At 40.7% G+C, this 16456-nt stretch carries 18 protein-coding genes; 10 read left to right on the top strand and 8 right to left on the bottom strand.

All coding sequences use genetic code 11. The features are described from left to right. The first annotated feature begins 56 nt into the window (after nucleotides 1–56). Together UP17_RS22580 and rpsN are read left to right on the top strand one after the other, a co-directional pair. Nucleotides 57–1226 carry an NAD(P)-binding domain-containing protein gene (locus UP17_RS22580; RefSeq protein WP_061465382.1) on the top strand — a complete coding sequence of 390 codons (1170 nt, stop codon included), beginning with the start codon at nucleotides 57–59 and terminating at the stop codon, nucleotides 1224–1226. 39 nt (nucleotides 1227–1265) lie between these two features. Beyond that, nucleotides 1266–1535, top strand: a complete 270-nt coding sequence (gene rpsN / locus UP17_RS22575; protein ID WP_061465381.1) for a 30S ribosomal protein S14 — start codon at nucleotides 1266–1268, stop codon at nucleotides 1533–1535. Between the two features lie 369 nt (nucleotides 1536–1904). Here rpsN and UP17_RS22570 read toward each other — a convergent pair whose 3' ends face one another. From UP17_RS22570 to UP17_RS22560, 3 genes are all read right to left on the bottom strand, one after another. Continuing rightward, nucleotides 1905–2291: a VOC family protein gene (locus UP17_RS22570; protein ID WP_061465380.1), complete on the bottom strand. Its 387-nt coding sequence runs from the start codon at nucleotides 2289–2291 to the stop codon at nucleotides 1905–1907. A gap of 226 nt (nucleotides 2292–2517) precedes the next feature. Further along, the gene (locus tag UP17_RS22565; protein ID WP_061465379.1) at nucleotides 2518–3201 is read right to left on the bottom strand and encodes a DUF3600 domain-containing protein; all 684 of its coding nucleotides are present in this window, start codon (nucleotides 3199–3201) and stop codon (nucleotides 2518–2520) included. Further along, entirely contained in the window at nucleotides 3201–3782 is a 582-nt protein-coding gene (locus UP17_RS22560; RefSeq protein WP_061465378.1) for a sigma-70 family RNA polymerase sigma factor, read from the bottom strand. The genes UP17_RS22565 and UP17_RS22560 overlap by 1 nt, the downstream gene beginning before the upstream one ends. A 207-nt stretch (nucleotides 3783–3989) precedes the next feature. On the opposite strand from UP17_RS22560, the gene UP17_RS22555 reads away from it, so the two are divergent. The 3 genes from UP17_RS22555 (at nucleotide 3990) to UP17_RS22545 (ending at nucleotide 6532) form a co-directional block, all read left to right on the top strand. Further along, nucleotides 3990–4259 (top strand): DUF1292 domain-containing protein, encoded by a 270-nt coding sequence (locus UP17_RS22555; protein WP_061465377.1) that lies wholly within the window; start codon nucleotides 3990–3992, stop codon nucleotides 4257–4259. A gap of 228 nt (nucleotides 4260–4487) precedes the next feature. After that, complete coding sequence (locus UP17_RS22550) at nucleotides 4488–4916, top strand: cell wall hydrolase (RefSeq protein ID WP_061465376.1); 429 nt, start codon at nucleotides 4488–4490, stop codon at nucleotides 4914–4916. A gap of 149 nt (nucleotides 4917–5065) precedes the next feature. Continuing rightward, the gene (locus UP17_RS22545) at nucleotides 5066–6532 is read left to right on the top strand and encodes a PAS domain-containing sensor histidine kinase (protein WP_061465375.1); all 1467 of its coding nucleotides are present in this window, start codon (nucleotides 5066–5068) and stop codon (nucleotides 6530–6532) included. Nucleotides 6533–6569: 37 nt separating this feature from the next. On the opposite strand, the gene UP17_RS22540 is transcribed toward UP17_RS22545, so the two are convergent. Further along, a complete protein-coding gene (locus UP17_RS22540) occupies nucleotides 6570–7562 on the bottom strand; it encodes an NADPH:quinone oxidoreductase family protein (RefSeq protein ID WP_061465374.1) in 993 nt (330 codons plus the stop codon). Nucleotides 7563–7723: 161 nt separating this feature from the next. Between UP17_RS22540 and UP17_RS22535 the strand changes: the two genes are divergently transcribed. Further along, entirely contained in the window at nucleotides 7724–8164 is a 441-nt protein-coding gene (locus UP17_RS22535) for a peptidylprolyl isomerase (protein WP_061465373.1), read from the top strand. Nucleotides 8165–8754: 590 nt separating this feature from the next. After that, a complete protein-coding gene (gene ltrA / locus UP17_RS22530; RefSeq protein WP_061461592.1) occupies nucleotides 8755–10017 on the top strand; it encodes a group II intron reverse transcriptase/maturase in 1263 nt (420 codons plus the stop codon). A gap of 503 nt (nucleotides 10018–10520) precedes the next feature. On the opposite strand, the gene UP17_RS22525 is transcribed toward ltrA, so the two are convergent. Together UP17_RS22525 and UP17_RS22520 are read right to left on the bottom strand one after the other, a co-directional pair. Beyond that, nucleotides 10521–11459, bottom strand: coding sequence for an oxidoreductase (locus UP17_RS22525; RefSeq protein ID WP_061465372.1), 939 nt, complete (start codon nucleotides 11457–11459; stop codon nucleotides 10521–10523). A gap of 122 nt (nucleotides 11460–11581) precedes the next feature. Further along, a complete protein-coding gene (locus UP17_RS22520; RefSeq protein ID WP_061465371.1) occupies nucleotides 11582–12352 on the bottom strand; it encodes a sulfite exporter TauE/SafE family protein in 771 nt (256 codons plus the stop codon). A 226-nt stretch (nucleotides 12353–12578) separates the two neighbouring features. Between UP17_RS22520 and UP17_RS22515 the strand changes: the two genes are divergently transcribed. Continuing rightward, the gene (locus tag UP17_RS22515; protein WP_061465370.1) at nucleotides 12579–13361 is read left to right on the top strand and encodes a TrmB family transcriptional regulator; all 783 of its coding nucleotides are present in this window, start codon (nucleotides 12579–12581) and stop codon (nucleotides 13359–13361) included. Between the two features lie 89 nt (nucleotides 13362–13450). On the opposite strand, the gene UP17_RS22510 is transcribed toward UP17_RS22515, so the two are convergent. Beyond that, a complete protein-coding gene (locus UP17_RS22510; RefSeq protein ID WP_061465369.1) occupies nucleotides 13451–13804 on the bottom strand; it encodes a hypothetical protein in 354 nt (117 codons plus the stop codon). Between the two features lie 274 nt (nucleotides 13805–14078). On the opposite strand from UP17_RS22510, the gene nagZ reads away from it, so the two are divergent. Further along, nucleotides 14079–15323 (top strand): beta-N-acetylhexosaminidase, encoded by a 1245-nt coding sequence (gene nagZ, locus UP17_RS22505; RefSeq protein WP_081108938.1) that lies wholly within the window; start codon nucleotides 14079–14081, stop codon nucleotides 15321–15323. Nucleotides 15324–15412: 89 nt separating this feature from the next. Further along, complete coding sequence (locus UP17_RS22500) at nucleotides 15413–15601, top strand: hypothetical protein (RefSeq protein ID WP_061465368.1); 189 nt, start codon at nucleotides 15413–15415, stop codon at nucleotides 15599–15601. A gap of 268 nt (nucleotides 15602–15869) precedes the next feature. Here UP17_RS22500 and UP17_RS22495 read toward each other — a convergent pair whose 3' ends face one another. Next, nucleotides 15870–16271: an SET domain-containing protein gene (locus UP17_RS22495; protein ID WP_056523115.1), complete on the bottom strand. Its 402-nt coding sequence runs from the start codon at nucleotides 16269–16271 to the stop codon at nucleotides 15870–15872. Between the last annotated feature and the right edge of the window lie 185 nt (nucleotides 16272–16456).

The following is a 16456-nucleotide window of genomic DNA, read 5'->3' as shown; positions in this document are numbered from 1 at the left end:
TAAATCGTAATGATTATGTTTTATTGAAGGGAATGGATGTAAAAGGGGGGAAGTTCATGTTGGAATGGATCATTATTGGCGGAGGCATTCAAGGTACGACGATGGCCACATTTTTACTAAAGTCAGGAAAAACGACAGTGGACCAGCTGGCGATTGTAGATAGAAATGGAGAACCATTGGCGAGATGGAAGCATTGTACGGAAGTGATTTCAATGCCATATTTACGTTCACCATCCGTACACCATCTGGATGTGAATCCATTCAGCCTGCAGAAATATGTGGAAAAAGCAGACTGGAACAATAATTTTTATGGCCAATATAAGCGGCCATCCCTACAATCCTTCAATGAACACTGTGCTCAAGTTACAGATGATTTATCTATTAAGCAGGCATGGGTGCAAGGGAAAGTCACGTCTGTCTGTAAAACGGGACAGGGCTGGGAAGTACAATTGCAAAACAAGCGACGACTTGCAGGGAAAAAAATCGTGATTTCAATTGGTATTGGTGAACAGCATTATTGGCCGGATTGGGCACTGCAATTAAAACAAGAGCATGAGGGCTTCATTTTTCACATATTCGATGGAAATATTCCGGAGCTGACACAATTACATGGACCCATCACGATCATTGGGGGAGGCATATCTTCTGTCCATCTGGCTTTAAAGCTGAGTAAGATCTATCCCAATGAAGTAACGGTACTAAAGCGGCATCCGTTTAGAATTCATAATTTCGACAGTGATCCTGGTTGGTTGGGGCCGAAAAGACAGCGTCCTTTCCGTGCTATAACAAGCTATCAGAAAAGACGCGAAGCCATTATCCATGCCCGTTATAAGGGATCCATTCCACCTGACTTACATAAAGTGCTGATGAATCAGGTTAAACAGGTATTATTGCGTGTCATGGATGTTGAAGTGATAAGCGCTGTGTGGAGGGACGGGTATATTAGCCTCAGGGATAAAAACGAAAAGGTTATCCAACAAACAGGGACGATCCTTTTAGCAACCGGCTTTAAGTCTTCAATGCCAGGGAAGGATTGGCTAACGCCAGTCATCCAGTCGCATGATTTACGCCTTGCTGAATGTGGTTATCCGATTGTATCGCAGTCGTTGCAGTGGGGACCTGGTTTATATGTCACGGGTGCATTGGCTGAACTTGAAATGGGACCGATATCCAGGAATATATCTGGAGCAAGACAGGCAGCGGAACGAATTGTGAACAGTTTATAGAATTTATACAATCATTATGTTTAAAAAGGAGAGATTAAAATGGCTAAAAAATCCAAGGTGGTAAAAGCACAAAAACAGTTGGCAATGGTCGAAAAGTATGCAGAACTTAGAACGCAATTGAAGGAGAAGGGGGATCATGCTGCATTGGCCAAACTCCCGCGTGATTCTTCGCCGACAAGGGTTCACAATCGTTGCGGAGTAACAGGAAGGCCCCGTGGATATATGCGCAAATTCAACATGTCACGAATCGTTTTTAGGGAACTTGCTCATAAAGGGCAACTGCCAGGTGTCAAAAAGGCAAGCTGGTGAATCGGGGAGAAAAGCAAGGTTGATTCAGGGGGAAGGTTCCTTGAATCAACTTTTTATTTTGAAAAGGAAAGCTTTAAGCAGTCAGAGCATATTATATTAAATCGGTTAATAAGACAATTTGAGAAGCAGGATGTATGATTTTTTGTTAGTTACAAAGAGGAATCGTTCATGAGAATAAGAGCCCTTAATAAACCAAGGGCCTCTTCATGTCTAACCTAGCTTAAAGGAAGTGTATGACGTAATCTTATTTTATTAACTTTAATGCTTGTTCGAAAAGGGGGGGAGAGAGAACCAGTTCGGTTTAGGTAAGGTAAGATAACGTAAAGAAAGCAGAAGTTTTATCAACTCTGCTTTTTTATTAATTAACTTTTACCTTTGGAAAAATTCAATCCACTCTTTTTCTGGTCCATATATATAGAAATAGCGATAACCATTTGGAAGGGTGACGATTTCTTCATCAATCAGCTCGATGTTATCTAAACTTTTAATCCGGTCATATTCCTCTTCGATATCATCCACAGTAATTGCAAAATGGTGGATCGTTGCTTCGGATGGCAGTGTGTCGCTATAACCTTGAATTAATTCAATTTCTGTTTCGTCTGAATCATTGTATCCAAGGAATGCTAGTTGGATTACACCATTAGTATGTAGCACCCGCGATTTCACTTTTAAATCTAATACATCCTGATAAAAGGTTATGGATTCTTCAAGATCTCTTACAACAACTCCGATATGATCGACTCTTTTTATAGCCAAGGAACTTCCTCCTAATTTTGTTTAGTACAATATGAAAGTATTAGTATATATAACATTATTCGTAATAAAATTACAATTTCGGGGTAGTGTTTTTCTGATTATTAAAAAATTATGGATGAAGGAAGAATTGGCTGGTGAATCGTGGAAAATGATTGATAAAGAAATAGACAATACTTAATGAAGAAAAGTATTGTCTATACATGTATAGTGGAGAACTCTTTCTACTTCATTGAATTTGCATCTCATTTACATAATCCATGAAATCCCTTGCATCTTGAAATTCAGCTTGAAGATTAGCAGGTAAGTCATCGACATTAACTGAGCCGTTTTCACTCCCACTTTGCACGGCAATTTTTTCATATGTCATAAGAGCCTCAATATACGTTTCGTATTCCTCAGCCGTTAACAACTCTTCACTGGATACTAGTCCGTTTAATTTATCGAAATATGGCTGTATTTCCATAAAAGCTGTTTTTAATTCAGCGATTTTTCTTGAAGGAAGTTGGTCGTAATCAATATTGCCGTTTGCATCTCCATAGTCTAGCTTAGACTCAGTTACTACATGTAATAATTCTTTGAAATCAGCATACTCTTCTTTTCCCAATTCACCTTTAGCTTGGGACAGTTTTGCATCGAAAAGGAGGTATCCCTCCATGGTAGCATTAGCCAAATGCTTTTTTACCTGCTCGAATGATCCGTATAGATCATCAGCCAGGAAGGATTGATAGGCGAAAGCACTGGTTGGGAGTAACAGTGAAGCAATTAGCACGCTTGTTATTAAATGTTTTTTTCTTTTCCCTCGATTAGTTGTTATTGTACTCATTACTTTTACTTTTAGTTCTGGTGAAGGATTTAGGCTCTTACTTTCTTCATATAATGCTTCCCTTAATTGATTATGAAGATTGTTCATTATACATTCCTCACTTTCTCTAAAAATAATTGACTTTCTTTTCCTTTCGCATTCAACTTTCTTAAAGAAGCGTGAATCCTGGATTTAACGGTTCCAATCGGGATTTCTAAAATTCTGGCTACCTCTTCTTGTGAATAATCATTTAAGTAGCGAAGAATTACGACTTGTTTTAGCTTGTAAGGTAACTGGTTTACTAAATCTACGAGTTGTTGATTAGAAATTTTATCAATAATGTCATGAGAAAAATCTGGAACATTGATTTGTACTGCTACTTCTGCTTCTGCCTTTTTAGAAATCCTTAGGCGCATCCACCTTTTCCGTCGATAGGTTTGAAGCTGCCGTATGACAATCCCCATTAACCATGGTTTGAAAGGTCTTTCGCAATCATATTTACGAAGAGACTTATAGACCTCTATGTAGATATCCTGAATCACATCGTCAATATCCGCTTTTTCGTCTATAAGAAAGTGAACGTTTCTATAGACACTTTGAATAGTTTTTTCATATAGCTCGTCGTATGCCTGTTTCTCTCCCTTTAAGAAAAGTTTGATGCTGGAAATTAAATCATTTTGGTCACTCATCCTATAACCTCCTTCCGTCTATACTATATATTGGTAAGGTATTAATATTTCGTTCGCTTTTTAGGGTCATTTTCCCATTTTAATGGATTCTTTTCTTGAAAAGAAAAGAATTTATTTTTTTCAGGGCAAAAATTTGTTTCTATATGGAATAGTCGATATACTATGGAAACAACTCCATTATTTAATGGATATGGGAGGAGAGGTAATATGGGTAATATTCGTGAAGGTGAGGTTTTCACCCTTACTGATGACAATAATGAAGGCCATGAAGTTGAGGTTTTAGGATCATTGGATGTAGAAGGAACGGAATATGTAGCAGTAGGTTTGCTTGAAGATATTGAAGAAGATACAGAGGAAGATATCGATATTTTCTTTTTCAGGGTCGAAGGCGAAGGTGAGCTGCTCGATATCGAATCGGATGAAGAGTTCGAAAAGGTATCATTGGCGTTTGAAGCGGCATTTAAAGAGAAAGAATGATAGGACAAGAGGAAAAGGCGGCACAATATGTGTCGCCTTTTTATATGTAGAAAGAAAGTATTGGCCCCGCCTTCGCCAAATACCATGATAGCCACGCGTGCTACCCAGCCTTACTTAAGTATAATGTTTTAATATTGATGGGACGTGTACTTTATATGAAGGTTTTGTGAAAAACCGGAGTATTTTTCCATATATGGGGCATAGGATAAAAAAAGTGGAGGTGATAGGATGGCTGTTGTAAAGAACACTGCTGCCGATCGTGCCTTATTGGCAAGATTGCTTAGAGCTGAAGGCGAGGGTGAAGGTGATCAAGGCATGTTGATGATCGGGAATGTTGGGATCAATCGGATTAGGTCTAATTGTTCCGATTTCAAAGGGCTGAGGACGATTCCAGACATGATTTATCAGGAACATGCCTTTGAAGCTGTGCAGAAGGGGTATTTTTATCAACGAGCAAGGGAAAGAGAAATAAGGCTTGCGCGTCGCAGTATAAATGGTGAAAGGCTATGGCCCTCGAAATTTAGCCTATGGTACTTCAGGCCACAGGGAGATTGTCCGGCAACCTGGTATAATCAGCCCCTCGTTGGGCGTTTCAAGCTTCATTGCTTTTATGAACCAACAGGTGCAGAATGTGAAAATATTTATAGTACATTTTAAGGAAGAGGCTGAACCTTATGGAGGTTTGGCCTCTTTGTGCATCAATCTTTAAATAGGATAGTATCATATGATAAAACTGGCAAATGATTTACTGATACTGTAAAATTGAGACTGTAAATTTCCGGATAAGAAAGGAATAAAAAAATTTGATGAGTAAAAGGCTTATTAATTATGGACAAGGGCGAATGGGAGAACAGTCGGTGGATGATACAGAGAAACTTAGGTCATTCATGGAGAACAACCCGGACGCCATATCCATTGTTGATCTGGAAGGAAAGACCCTTCAAGTAAATGCCGCTTTTGAAGAGTTTTTCGGTTGGAAGAATGATGAGCTCATTGGCATGCCATATCCAATTATTCCTGAATTCTTGAAGGAATCAGCCAAGGAATTGCATGACCAGATTAGGGCAGGGGTAAAAAAGAAAGGCTTTGAGACGGTCAGGCAAAGGAAGGATGGCCGGTTAATCAATGTGAGCATCTCCCTGTTTAATATCCGGGATAATGAATATGAGCCGTCCGCACTGGTCTTCGTTTATCGGGATATCACGAACCAAAAGCTTGCTGAAGCTGCCTTGAAGGAAAGTGAGCAAAGGTATCGCAGTTTAGTGGAGGTGTCACCTGAAGCGATTTTTGTACATCGTGATGGGATAATAGAGTATATGAATCCCATGGGGGCAAAAATGCTGGGGATGGATAGTGTGGAAGATATTATCGGTAAGTCGGTCTTTCAGTTCGTTCACCTGGATTCCCGGGAAAGTGTACAAAAAAGAATCGGGATAATGAGGGACGATTATCAGGCGGTGGGTTTACTGGAACAAAAGTTCATTAGACTTGACGGACAAGTATTTTATGGAGAAACACTCGGTCTTCCGATTATTTATAAAGGTCAACCAGCCATACAGGTATTCTGCAGGGATATTACGGAGCGTAAAAAGACCGAAGAGCTGCTTTGTAAATCCAATATGTTATCGGCCGTTGGACAAATGGCTGCGGGTATCGCACATGAAATAAGAAATCCATTAACTACGGTCAAAGGATTTTTACAATTATTAAGGGAACACCCTGAGCAAAAGGACTATCTTGAAATGACGGTCAGCGAAGTTGAGAAAATTGAAATACTGGCCAATGAATTTTTAAGTTTAGCAGAGCCTGAAGCGAAGGTTTGTGAATCGATTCAGCTTAACGATATTTTGGATAGTGTGATTACATTAGCCGAGTTTCAAGCGATATTGTATGATGTTGAAATCATCAAGGAATATCATACGGGTTTGGGATCGGTCATTGGCGAACCGAATCAGTTAAAACAGGTTTTCACGAATGTCGTCAATAATGCGATTGAAGCCATGCCGAAAGGCGGCAAACTTCATATACAGTTAAACTATGAGGGAGTCTACGCGATAATCCGATTCATTGATCAAGGCTGTGGAATCTCACAAGAGCGCATGAAGCATTTGGGGCAGCCTTTTTATAGCACAACGGAAAAAGGAACAGGATTGGGGCTCATGGTCAGTACTAAAATCATTCATGGGCATAATGGGGAAATTCATTTCAGTAGCGAAGTGGGAAAAGGGACGATTGTAGAAATCATTCTCCCCCTCAATGAGAGCTCACAATGAAAAGTGACGAGAAGCCATGCTCTCGTCACTTTTTGGATTATAGCTTAACGATCGTTCTGCCTCTTGCTTCCCCTTTTAATAGGGTAGGAAGGATGTCAGGCAATTCTTTAATAGTAATTTCCTGTTGAACAAGCTGTTCTAAATGTGCAAGTTTAAAGTCGGTGGCAAGGCGATGCCAAACTTTCAATCTTGTATCCATCGGGCAATTGACCGAATCGACCCCAAGTAAATTAATACCTCTTAAGATGAATGGAAAGACGGTGGCAGGAAGGCTTGTGCCAGCTGTTAATCCGCTTACCGCTACAGATCCGCCATACTTGATTTGGCTAAGGACCGAGGCTAACGGTTCACCGCCGACGGGATCTACCGCCCCGCTCCACTTCTGTTTGCCCAGTGCCCGAAGCTTGCCATCATATACATCTTCACGGGATACAATGGTCGTCGCTCCGATTTCCTTTAGGTATCCATGTTCCGATTCCTTTCCTGTACTTGCTTCCACTGAATAGCCAAGTTTGGCAAGGATCGAGACAGCGAAACTGCCGACCCCGCCAGTTGCACCAGTGACGAGAACGCTCCCTTGATCTGGAGTGAGGTTATTTTCTTCAAGGCGCAGAACTGATAAGGCAGCAGTGAAACCGGCAGTTCCGATGATCATCGCCTCTCTCATTGTAAGGCCATCAGGAAGTGGAACGATCCAATCTGCAGGAACACGGGCCAATTGACTATAGCCGCCGGATTGTGAAACGCCAATCCCGTAGGAGGTCGCAATGACTTCGTCGCCTTCCTGAAACCGGGAATCCTCAGATGAAACGACTATACCAGCCATATCAATTCCTGGAACGATCGGATAGCTGCTGACAATGTTTCCATTCGGAATGCTGGCAAGGCTATCTTTATAGTTCACCCCGGAATAATGGACACGGATGAGCACTTCCCCTTGCGGCAAATCATCAAGTGATAGTTGCTGAATGTTAACGGAAAATCGATCATCTTGCTTGTTTACAACCAATGCATCAAATTGCTGTAACATGGTTCGTTCCCCCTTTTATACTGAATCTACCCCATTATAAAAGAAAAAACGTCAAAAAGTATAATGATGCAATTCGAAATAAGTAGCGCTTCCTTTTCTTTCTACTTCTAAAAATGTTACTATTAGATTTGATTCAGTTCATATTAAAGGAGATGTTTTACATGGCTAAAAAAGGATACATACTTATGACAAATGGAGAAAAGATCGAATTCGAACTTTTCCCGAACGAAGCACCGAACACAGTGGCTAACTTCGAAAACTTAGCAAACACAGGATTTTATAATGGTGTAGTCTTTCACCGAGTAATCCCTGGTTTCGTAAGCCAAGGCGGAGATCCTACAGGTACAGGTGCAGGCGGAAGCGGCAAGCAAATCAAATGTGAAACAGTAGGAAACCCTCACAAACATGAGGCAGGCAGCCTATCCATGGCACACGCTGGAAAAGATACTGGCTCAAGCCAATTCTTTATCGTGCACGCGCCACAACCGCATCTTAACGGTGTTCACACAGTATTCGGTAAAGTGACATCTGGACTTGAAACAGCCAAAGCTATGAAAAATGGCGACAAAATGGAAAAAGTCGAAGTTTTTGACGCTGAATAATGGAAGTAAGAGGGGGCATATGCTCCCTCTTTCTTTTTTCGTGCGCCCGGCATGGGTGCAATCTATAGGGTGGAAGTCCCGAATCATGAAGGCAGTAGTAGTGGTTAGCTTAATGCAAGGGTGTCCACGGTGACGTGGAATCTGAAGGAAGCAAGCGGCAAACCTCCGGTCTGAGGAACACGAACTTCATATAAGGCTAGGTATCATTGGATGAGTTTGCGAAACAAAACAAAGTCCTTACTGCCGAAGGTGGTACAGAGTAAATGAAGCAGATAGATGGAGGGAAAGATTGCACTCTTACCCGGGGAGGTCTGATGACAGCCAAGTACACTTGGTAACCTTTCCAGTGATGGACAGCTGAATCATCAGAAGTCAGCAGAGGTCATAGTACTTGTCTACTCGAGAAGACAAGGAAGGACCGAACAGATTAAGAAGGATGAATACTAGGCGTTCGTTATCTGTGAAGAAGCAAACAATTCCTAACGGAACTTATTTGAAGGAAGAAGTGGTGAATACACGGGGAACTTCAAAAGGGTGGAGCAGATAAAGGCACAAATAGACCATTTATCCACGTAGAAAGGATATCAACGATGTTAATGGAACAGATACTAGAGAGGGAAAACTTAATACAGGCATTGAAGCGTGTAGAAAGAAATAAGGGAAGCCATGGTGTAGATGGAATGCGGGTCCAAAACCTGAGACCGCACCTCGTAACCGAATGGTACAACATGAAAACTGCCCTTTTACAGGGTACCTATCAACCGAAGCCCGTCCGTCGTATCGAAATCCCGAAACCAAACGGCGGAGTTCGGCTTTTGGGTATTCCAACCGTTCTAGACCGTTTCATTCAACAAGCCATTGCCCAAATATTGACCAAGATATATGACTCAACCTTTTCGGAGAATAGCTATGGATTTCGCCCTAACAAACAAGGGCACCAGGCGGTTCGAAAGGCAAAGTCCTATATAACCGAAGGTTATACATGGGTAGTGGATATGGATTTGGAGAAGTTCTTCGATAAAGTGAATCATGACAAGCTCATGGGAATGTTAGAGCGGAAAATTGAAGATAAACGAGTTCTTAAACTGATTCGTAAATTCCTTCAAGCAGGCATTATGATAGGCGGACTTTTTCATAAAAGTGAGGAGGGAACTCCGCAAGGAGGTCCGTTAAGTCCTTTATTATCTAATATCATGTTAGACGATTTAGATAAAGAACTAGAGAAACGCAATCTTCGATTCGTAAGGTATGCGGATGACAGTACTATCTTTGTGAAGACACGAAAAGCCGCCAAACGTGCAATGGGAAATATCTCAAGCTTCATTGAAAATAAACTGAAGCTAAAGGTCAACTACGAGAAGTCGAAGTATGATCGCCCTTGGAACAGAACGTTTCTCGGTTTTAGTTTCACGAAGTCAAAGAAGAACCCGAAGGTTCTACTGGCTAAACAAACGGTGAAGAGGGTAAAGAAACGAATCAGGGAAATGACCTCGAGAAAATTACCGATACCCATGGAACTCCGAATAAATAAGTTAAAGCAATACCTTAGAGGTTGGATGGGGTATTTCGCCCTCATTGATACTCCGAACGTATTGAAGAATTTAGATTCATGGATTCGAAGAAGACTCAGAATGTGCCTATGGAAGCAATGGAAATTACCAAGAACGAGGGTGAGGAAACTCAAAGGATTAGGCGTCCCATTTGGAAAAGCATATGAATGGGGAAATAGCAGAAAGGGTTATTGGCGCATAGCGCATAGTCCTATTCTAGACAAAACCCTTAATAATGTTTATTGGCTCCATCATGGGTTAGTAAATCTATATGAACGATATACAAAACTACGTCAGACTTAAACTGAACCGCCGTATACCGAACGGTACGTACGGTGGTGTGAGAGGTCGGAGGCTAGGCGCCTCCTCCTACTCGATTATATAAAGGGCAGCAGACTTAAACTATAAGCCCATTTTGTATAGTAACTAATGAAAGTAAGCCTATTTGAAGAAATTTTTTCATTAGAGCAAAGCAAATATAGAAAGTACCCTTTTCAGGGGCCCTTTATCGCTGTCTAGAACCTCGGCTTTGATTGTCGGTTTTACTTCTTTTGCAGGAGCATGGTTGAAGAATGACACATACCCATTGTTCCAACACAAAGATCCCAGCAACCACTTTTGTTCATGCTCCCCACTCCTTTTTACATCTTTACAATAGAACCACCTGTGGAACCTTTATAATTTCCCCATACCGTCTGTTTCTTGTCTGTCCTAATTCCTGACCCTTTGCAAATGTAAATTAGGGGAGGAGCATTTTTGTGAGAGATACACATATACGAAAAGAGGGGACCCTTTAAAATATTGAGTCATTTTGGCGTAATGCTTTCACTGAAACAATATTTGACCCCTGACATGGTTTCTGAAATATCCCATAATCTTTTCGAAGTTTCTTCATTATACAAGGTATCGATGATAGTATCTTTTCTAGGAAAGCCTTTTCTGCTTTTCTTTCCATCGGGTCCGATATACTCCCCGCCTGTCAAGGTTGGTTCCGTTGCGGCATAAAGAGTGGGGAGCGCTCCCATATTTGCCGGCTGGGTGAAGGTTTTGGAAAGAAAGTGGACGAACCTATTCATGGGTTTGCCAGATCCGCGTGACATGAGATTAGTATGGGAAAGGCCCGGATGACAGGCAACACTAATCGGGTTTGCTTCATGCTGGTTGAATTTGTTCTGTAATTCGCGGGCAAAGAGAAGATTGGCCAGCTTGCTTTGCCCATAGTATTTCATCGGTTTATAACCGTTTTCACCATTTAGATTTCCGAAGTCTATGAATCCATTGATGGCGGCCAAGCTGCTCAATGTGACGACCCGCGATTTTGGTGTAGAAAGGATACGCGGAAGAAGGAGGCCTGTCAAAGCAAAATGACCGAGATGGTTGCTGCCGAATTGCAGCTCGAAACCATCCTTCGTTTTGCTGTATGGCGGAATCATCACACCTGCGTTATTGATAAGGACGGAGAGTGAATCATAGTTTTCCTTAAAGGAATCAGCAAAATGCCGAATGCTGCTTAAATCACTTAAATCCAGCTGCATCACGCGTACATTCGCTTTAGGATGCACCGAGAGGATTCTATCGACCGCCTTTTCACCCTTAGAAGCATTCCGGACGGCAAGAATGATCTCTGCCCCCTTACCGGCCAGGGCAAAAGCCGTTTCGAAGCCAAGTCCACTATTTGCACCAGTAATCACAATGGTTTGCCCTGATACATCGGCCATATCTTCGCCATTCCACTTTTCAATCATCCAAATCACACCTTTCCACACATTCTATACCTATCATATACCCAAATAATTCCTATATGTCACATTCTGTGGAGGGAATAAGGTGCTGTATTCTATTTTTCGATGTAGCCGGAATTTTTTAATTAGCCGCCCATTAAGTAATCAATTATATTTTTCATGATCAGGATGACGGTAACGATGATGAATAATACTCTTACATATGCCACTCCCTTCTTAATGGCGAATTTAGAACCTGCCAATGCTCCTGCTATCATGGAGATCCCCATCGGTATTCCATAGGAAAAGTTGACGGTATCAAGAAATATGAACATGATCAGTGCTGCCAGATTACTTCCGAAGTTTAGAAATTTTGCGTTTCCTGCAGAATGCAAGAAATCAAAGCCAATCATTAAGAAGGCAAACAAAATGAAAGATCCCGTTCCAGCCCCTAAAAATCCATCATAAAAACCAATGGCAAATATAGCGAACGCAAATAGTGCTGCCTTTTGCCATGTGAGCCTCTTGTAAGTCGATTCTTGTCCCCAGTCCTTTTTTAAAAAGGTATAAATGGCTATAACTAGTAAAAGAACTAAGATCAGTGGTTTTAATAATTCGGGTGAGACGAAATTGACGACCCAGGCACCCAGTAACGATCCTATAAAAATAAATGGGAAAAGTTTGGCCACGAACCGAAAATCAACCTTACCTGAACGAATGAAGGCAATTGTACTTGTTAAAGCCCCCATGGAACTTGCTAACTTATTCGTTGCAATCGCAGCTGTTGGTGAAAGTCCAGAAAATAATAAAGCGGGTATGGAAATCAGGCCACCACCGCCGACCACAGAATCAATGAATGCTGCCAAAAAGCCAAAAAACATCAGCAGCAAGAGTGTTGAAATTTGTATATCTTCCATCCAAGAAGCCTCCGTATCAAGGGCATTATGGCCGAAATGCTTGCTTTTGCGGCAGCCATAACCCAAAGTATTTTAATTAGTCACTATTTAGATAGTAACTAATTAAAATCTTTCTGTAAATAAGAATATGATGAGTTATGTTCCCATACCTTTTGAAATCGAATAGATTTCGATAGGAGATTTGGTATGATAGGCATATAACTTACTTAATGCACTAGGAGGTACTATGCAAGATATCATTCAAAAACTGCAGTCTCTCGGGTTTAGTCAATATGAAGCAAAGGCTTATGTTTCTTTAGTTCGCCAAGGTCCAACCAGTGCCTATCAAGTAAGCAAGGAATCTGGAATTCCCAGGGCGCGTATCTATGAAATATTAAATGGACTTCAAGAAGAAGGAGTCGTATTAAAAGAGGAAATCAATGAATCGATACAATATTCACCATTACCAGTCGATGTGTTTTTGGAATCCGTCCAATCGAAATGGAACAATACCTATCAATCCATCAGCCATACACTAAAGCAATTCGAGAAAATCGAGCCCATGACCGATAATCGTGTAATGACGCTTAAGGGTGAAGCGCATATCCTATCCTTTTGCCGTACTTTGATTCAAAAAGCGGAGAGAAGGGTGGTAGTTTCCTTATGGGACAAGATGTATGGGAAACTTGAACAAGAGCTTAAGGGGGTAGTTGCACATTGCACTCTCAAGGGGATTGTATTTCAGGTTGAACACCCATTATCAGGTTTAGATATACATCGTAAAACCAGCTATGTGGACAATATAGGAGAGAACAAATGGTTCATCCTATCCATTGATGGCAAGGAGACGATTTACGGCCCTTCTTCGGAAATGAGAGAAACGGCGTTTTACACAGATGATCCCATTCATATTAATTTTCTCGAAAATTACATTTGGCATGATATCCTCGTTAACCGCTTAGTTAAAAAGGACGAAGAAGATGCTGAGAAATGGATTTCGAGGGAAAGGGACCGTTTTTTCTCGCTATAGCAGTTGGAACCATAATAAAAAAGCTGATAACCCCTTATGTAAGGGGATATCAGCTTTTTTATTATTTATTATCGCAGTATAAATCAGAGTCATCTGGATAAAAGGGTTTTAGGAAATCTAATCGCCGTCGGTAAGTTGGATTTATCTCGATAAGACCTGTACGACACAATGGTATGGTCATGCGCTAGAACATCCAACTGGAGAATTTGTGAGCTTTTCATTTCCACATAGTACGTAACACCTTCTTTTTGTAAATGATAAAAAGAAAAGGGTATACCTAAAAGGTCTTTCCTGATTAGTTTTGTTTCAGGCTGATTGATGATGTGCTCACTCAATTCCACTATTGTAACAGAAGTTGTTCCTGTAATTGTTGTTATTTTTTCTTTTGCATAATCGACTGCATGACTGAAGGTTTCGGCAAGATTCTTCAAGATTCCATCCATGGGGCATCTCCTTTGAAATAGGGTATGTATGTAGTATGGTACGTGGCAAATGCTTTATGCAAAAAATACTCAATGATGCTATAGAATTGTCCGTTTATGAACATGATTAAGAGAGTGTTCTACGAAATCATGTTGTCAGGTGTGGGATAAATAAATACGCAGTTAAGGAAGGACGGGCAGGCAGTATGAATGATGAAGTACTATTTGAAGAGGAAGAATCAATGAAGAAAAGAAACGCTTTTGAAATGCAAGGCCCCCAAAGGAAAGGCAAAGCATGAAGAAAAAAAATATATATTTGGGTCTGGCCTTTATCGCAATCCTCTCTTTTTTTACAGTGTTGTTCATTCAGTTGAATATGGATGCGAATTCTAAAGAGGGTAAAGGGAAAGACTTCGATGCCAACACGGATAACCATGAGAAAATAGAAAAAATGCTCGAAAAAATGACGCTTGAAGAGAAAATCGGACAGCTTATGATCGTCGGTTTCAACGGAACTGAAAAAAACAGTGAAATTACGGAGCTTATCGAACAAAAACATATAGGGGGCGTCATTTATTTTGACCGCAATATGAAATCGCCTGAACAAGTGGCTAAGTTATCCAATTCGCTGCAGCAAACAGCTGATCAAAGCTTACATCCGCTTCCGCTCATGGTGGCCGTCGATCAGGAAGGCGGGGACACAATCCGGATGAGGGAACGGGTATCGCCACTCCCGGCGCAAAAGGATCTTGGGAAAAATGCATCTGCCGAAGACATGTACAAGGTGGCAAAATTGAATGGGAAAGAACTTGGTTCAATGGGGATTAACATAAATTTCGCCCCTGTTCTTGATCTATCGAAAACGGATGAGCGTTCATTTGGAAAAGATCCGGAAAAGGTCTATCAATACGGAAAGAAAGCCATTCAAGGCTTGAATGATGTATCCATAACTGGTGCATTGAAGCACTTTCCAGGAAACGGACGCAGCGAAATTGATCCGCATGTCGAAACATCGTCAGTGGAAACAAACCAACTTGATCTAGAAAACTCGGATATTTATCCTTTCAAGCAAATCATAAGTGAAATGGATAACCAAAAGTTTTTCGTGATGGTGACCCACATTAAATATCCAGCCTATGATAAAGAAAAGCCTGCAAGCCTTTCTAAAGTCATCATAGAAGACCTGCTTCGAGGGAAACTTAAGTATGAAGGGCTTGTGGTCACGGACGATTTGGAAATGGGAGCTGTGAACAAGTATTTCTCTTATGAAGAGATGGGGAAGCAAGCAATCCTTGCAGGAGCTGATTTATTACTTGTCTGTCATGAATACTCCCATGAAATTGAGGTATATAACGGATTACTCGAAGCTGTAAAAGCAGGAGAAGTTCCAATAGATAGAATTAACGAGTCAGTGAAAAGAGTGTTGACATATAAATTCTACACTATGAAGCAAACGAAGGCAGACCCGGATCAAGCTGAAAAAGTGGTGAAAAGCCCTGAAAGCATAAAGTATATTGAAAGTCTGAATTTGGATAAATAAAAGGGAAACCGCACACAACAGGATGCTTTAGTTTAAATCAGTTGATAGAGGGAATACTAACTATAACTAACTTGAAGGAGGAAATTCACATGCCATCAAACAAAATGATTGGAACCGTCCTGATAGGAGCTGCAGCATTTTTAATGCGCAATAAGAAAACTCGTGAAAAAACCATGAGTCAAATAAAATCGCTAGCCACACCAGAAACCATTGATAAGGTTAAGAGCCAACTCCAATCATTTACTAAATCAAAATCAAGTGACCCATCCGCTCATTAAGATGAAAAACTCCATCAGGTTGCTCAATCATGCAATTTGATGGGGCTTTTTTTCATTGCTCCCTTTTTGACCAAATATCTTCACTTTTCCATTCTTCCCCCGATCCGACTGGTTAAAAAAAATAACGGTTTAATGGCGTGTTACCTGACTTTAAAGAAGACCTCCATTAATTAGAACCCGGTGAAAGGAAAATGAAAAGCACTCGTTTCTTCCGAAGACCTTGGACAGGCCTGTCAAAAGTACAAGTGCTTTCATGAATGATCAATGATCATTCAGCTTCATCTTCACCATTATCTTCTTTATTGAACCAAAGCGGATCCTCATTATCGACTTCACCATTATAATTAATCAGGATTTCTTCTCCTGCCTTTATGTCAGTGTAAGCAAAGAAATCAAATGTATGATTCTTAAAGTTGATGTCGTACGTAGCATTTGGTGTATAAGAGTGATTAAACAGCATGCCATAGCCTAAAAGCATGGCAGTATGGTTAATTCCATATTCAAATGCATAATCAGCAAGCAATGTTTTCTCTATGAAAACATGCTCCTCGTTTGGGTAAGCAATGACAGGTGCTTCATGCAAAAGCTCACCTTTTTTAATGTCTTGTGTTGCGAATACGCCTCTATTGAACTCACCATCACTGAGTGTGGAAGTTTTAACTTCAATCATGTTCGTCACCTACTTGTTCTATTCAATATAGTCCAGATCATCTAAGCTTGACAGTTAATAAGGAGAAAAGCAACTATTTTACGGAAATAATCATTTTCACACTCATTTTGGGAATTTATTGAGGCCCTACCTTTTATCATAGGTTCCGAGTGACGGAATAATTCATATGAAGGCCGAAAAAAGTG

Origin of the sequence: Peribacillus simplex, from assembly GCF_001578185.1 — a bacterium.
Taxonomy (GTDB): Bacteria; Bacillota; Bacilli; order Bacillales; family DSM-1321; genus Peribacillus; species Peribacillus simplex_A.
The sequence above is the reverse complement of the archived record's forward strand: the minus strand, read 5'-3'. Positions and strand labels throughout refer to the sequence as shown.

What these genes read in the sequence shown, in the direction of transcription:
- UP17_RS22580 (WP_061465382.1), top strand. Translation starts at nt 57, where the DNA reads ATGTTGGAATGGATCATTATTGGCGGAGGCATTCAAGGTACGACGATG.
- rpsN (WP_061465381.1), top strand. Translation starts at nt 1,266, where the DNA reads ATGGCTAAAAAATCCAAGGTGGTAAAAGCACAAAAACAGTTGGCAATG.
- UP17_RS22565 (WP_061465379.1), bottom strand. Translation starts at nt 3,201, where the DNA reads ATGAACAATCTTCATAATCAATTAAGGGAAGCATTATATGAAGAAAGT.
- UP17_RS22560 (WP_061465378.1), bottom strand. Translation starts at nt 3,782, where the DNA reads ATGAGTGACCAAAATGATTTAATTTCCAGCATCAAACTTTTCTTAAAG.
- UP17_RS22555 (WP_061465377.1), top strand. Translation starts at nt 3,990, where the DNA reads ATGGGTAATATTCGTGAAGGTGAGGTTTTCACCCTTACTGATGACAAT.
- UP17_RS22550 (WP_061465376.1), top strand. Translation starts at nt 4,488, where the DNA reads ATGGCTGTTGTAAAGAACACTGCTGCCGATCGTGCCTTATTGGCAAGA.
- UP17_RS22545 (WP_061465375.1), top strand. Translation starts at nt 5,066, where the DNA reads ATGAGTAAAAGGCTTATTAATTATGGACAAGGGCGAATGGGAGAACAG.
- UP17_RS22540 (WP_061465374.1), bottom strand. Translation starts at nt 7,562, where the DNA reads ATGTTACAGCAATTTGATGCATTGGTTGTAAACAAGCAAGATGATCGA.
- UP17_RS22535 (WP_061465373.1), top strand. Translation starts at nt 7,724, where the DNA reads ATGGCTAAAAAAGGATACATACTTATGACAAATGGAGAAAAGATCGAA.
- ltrA (WP_061461592.1), top strand. Translation starts at nt 8,755, where the DNA reads ATGTTAATGGAACAGATACTAGAGAGGGAAAACTTAATACAGGCATTG.
- UP17_RS22525 (WP_061465372.1), bottom strand. Translation starts at nt 11,459, where the DNA reads ATGATTGAAAAGTGGAATGGCGAAGATATGGCCGATGTATCAGGGCAA.
- UP17_RS22520 (WP_061465371.1), bottom strand. Translation starts at nt 12,352, where the DNA reads ATGGAAGATATACAAATTTCAACACTCTTGCTGCTGATGTTTTTTGGC.
- UP17_RS22515 (WP_061465370.1), top strand. Translation starts at nt 12,579, where the DNA reads ATGCAAGATATCATTCAAAAACTGCAGTCTCTCGGGTTTAGTCAATAT.
- UP17_RS22510 (WP_061465369.1), bottom strand. Translation starts at nt 13,804, where the DNA reads ATGGATGGAATCTTGAAGAATCTTGCCGAAACCTTCAGTCATGCAGTC.
- nagZ (WP_081108938.1), top strand. Translation starts at nt 14,079, where the DNA reads ATGAAGAAAAAAAATATATATTTGGGTCTGGCCTTTATCGCAATCCTC.
- UP17_RS22500 (WP_061465368.1), top strand. Translation starts at nt 15,413, where the DNA reads ATGCCATCAAACAAAATGATTGGAACCGTCCTGATAGGAGCTGCAGCA.
- UP17_RS22495 (WP_056523115.1), bottom strand. Translation starts at nt 16,271, where the DNA reads ATGATTGAAGTTAAAACTTCCACACTCAGTGATGGTGAGTTCAATAGA.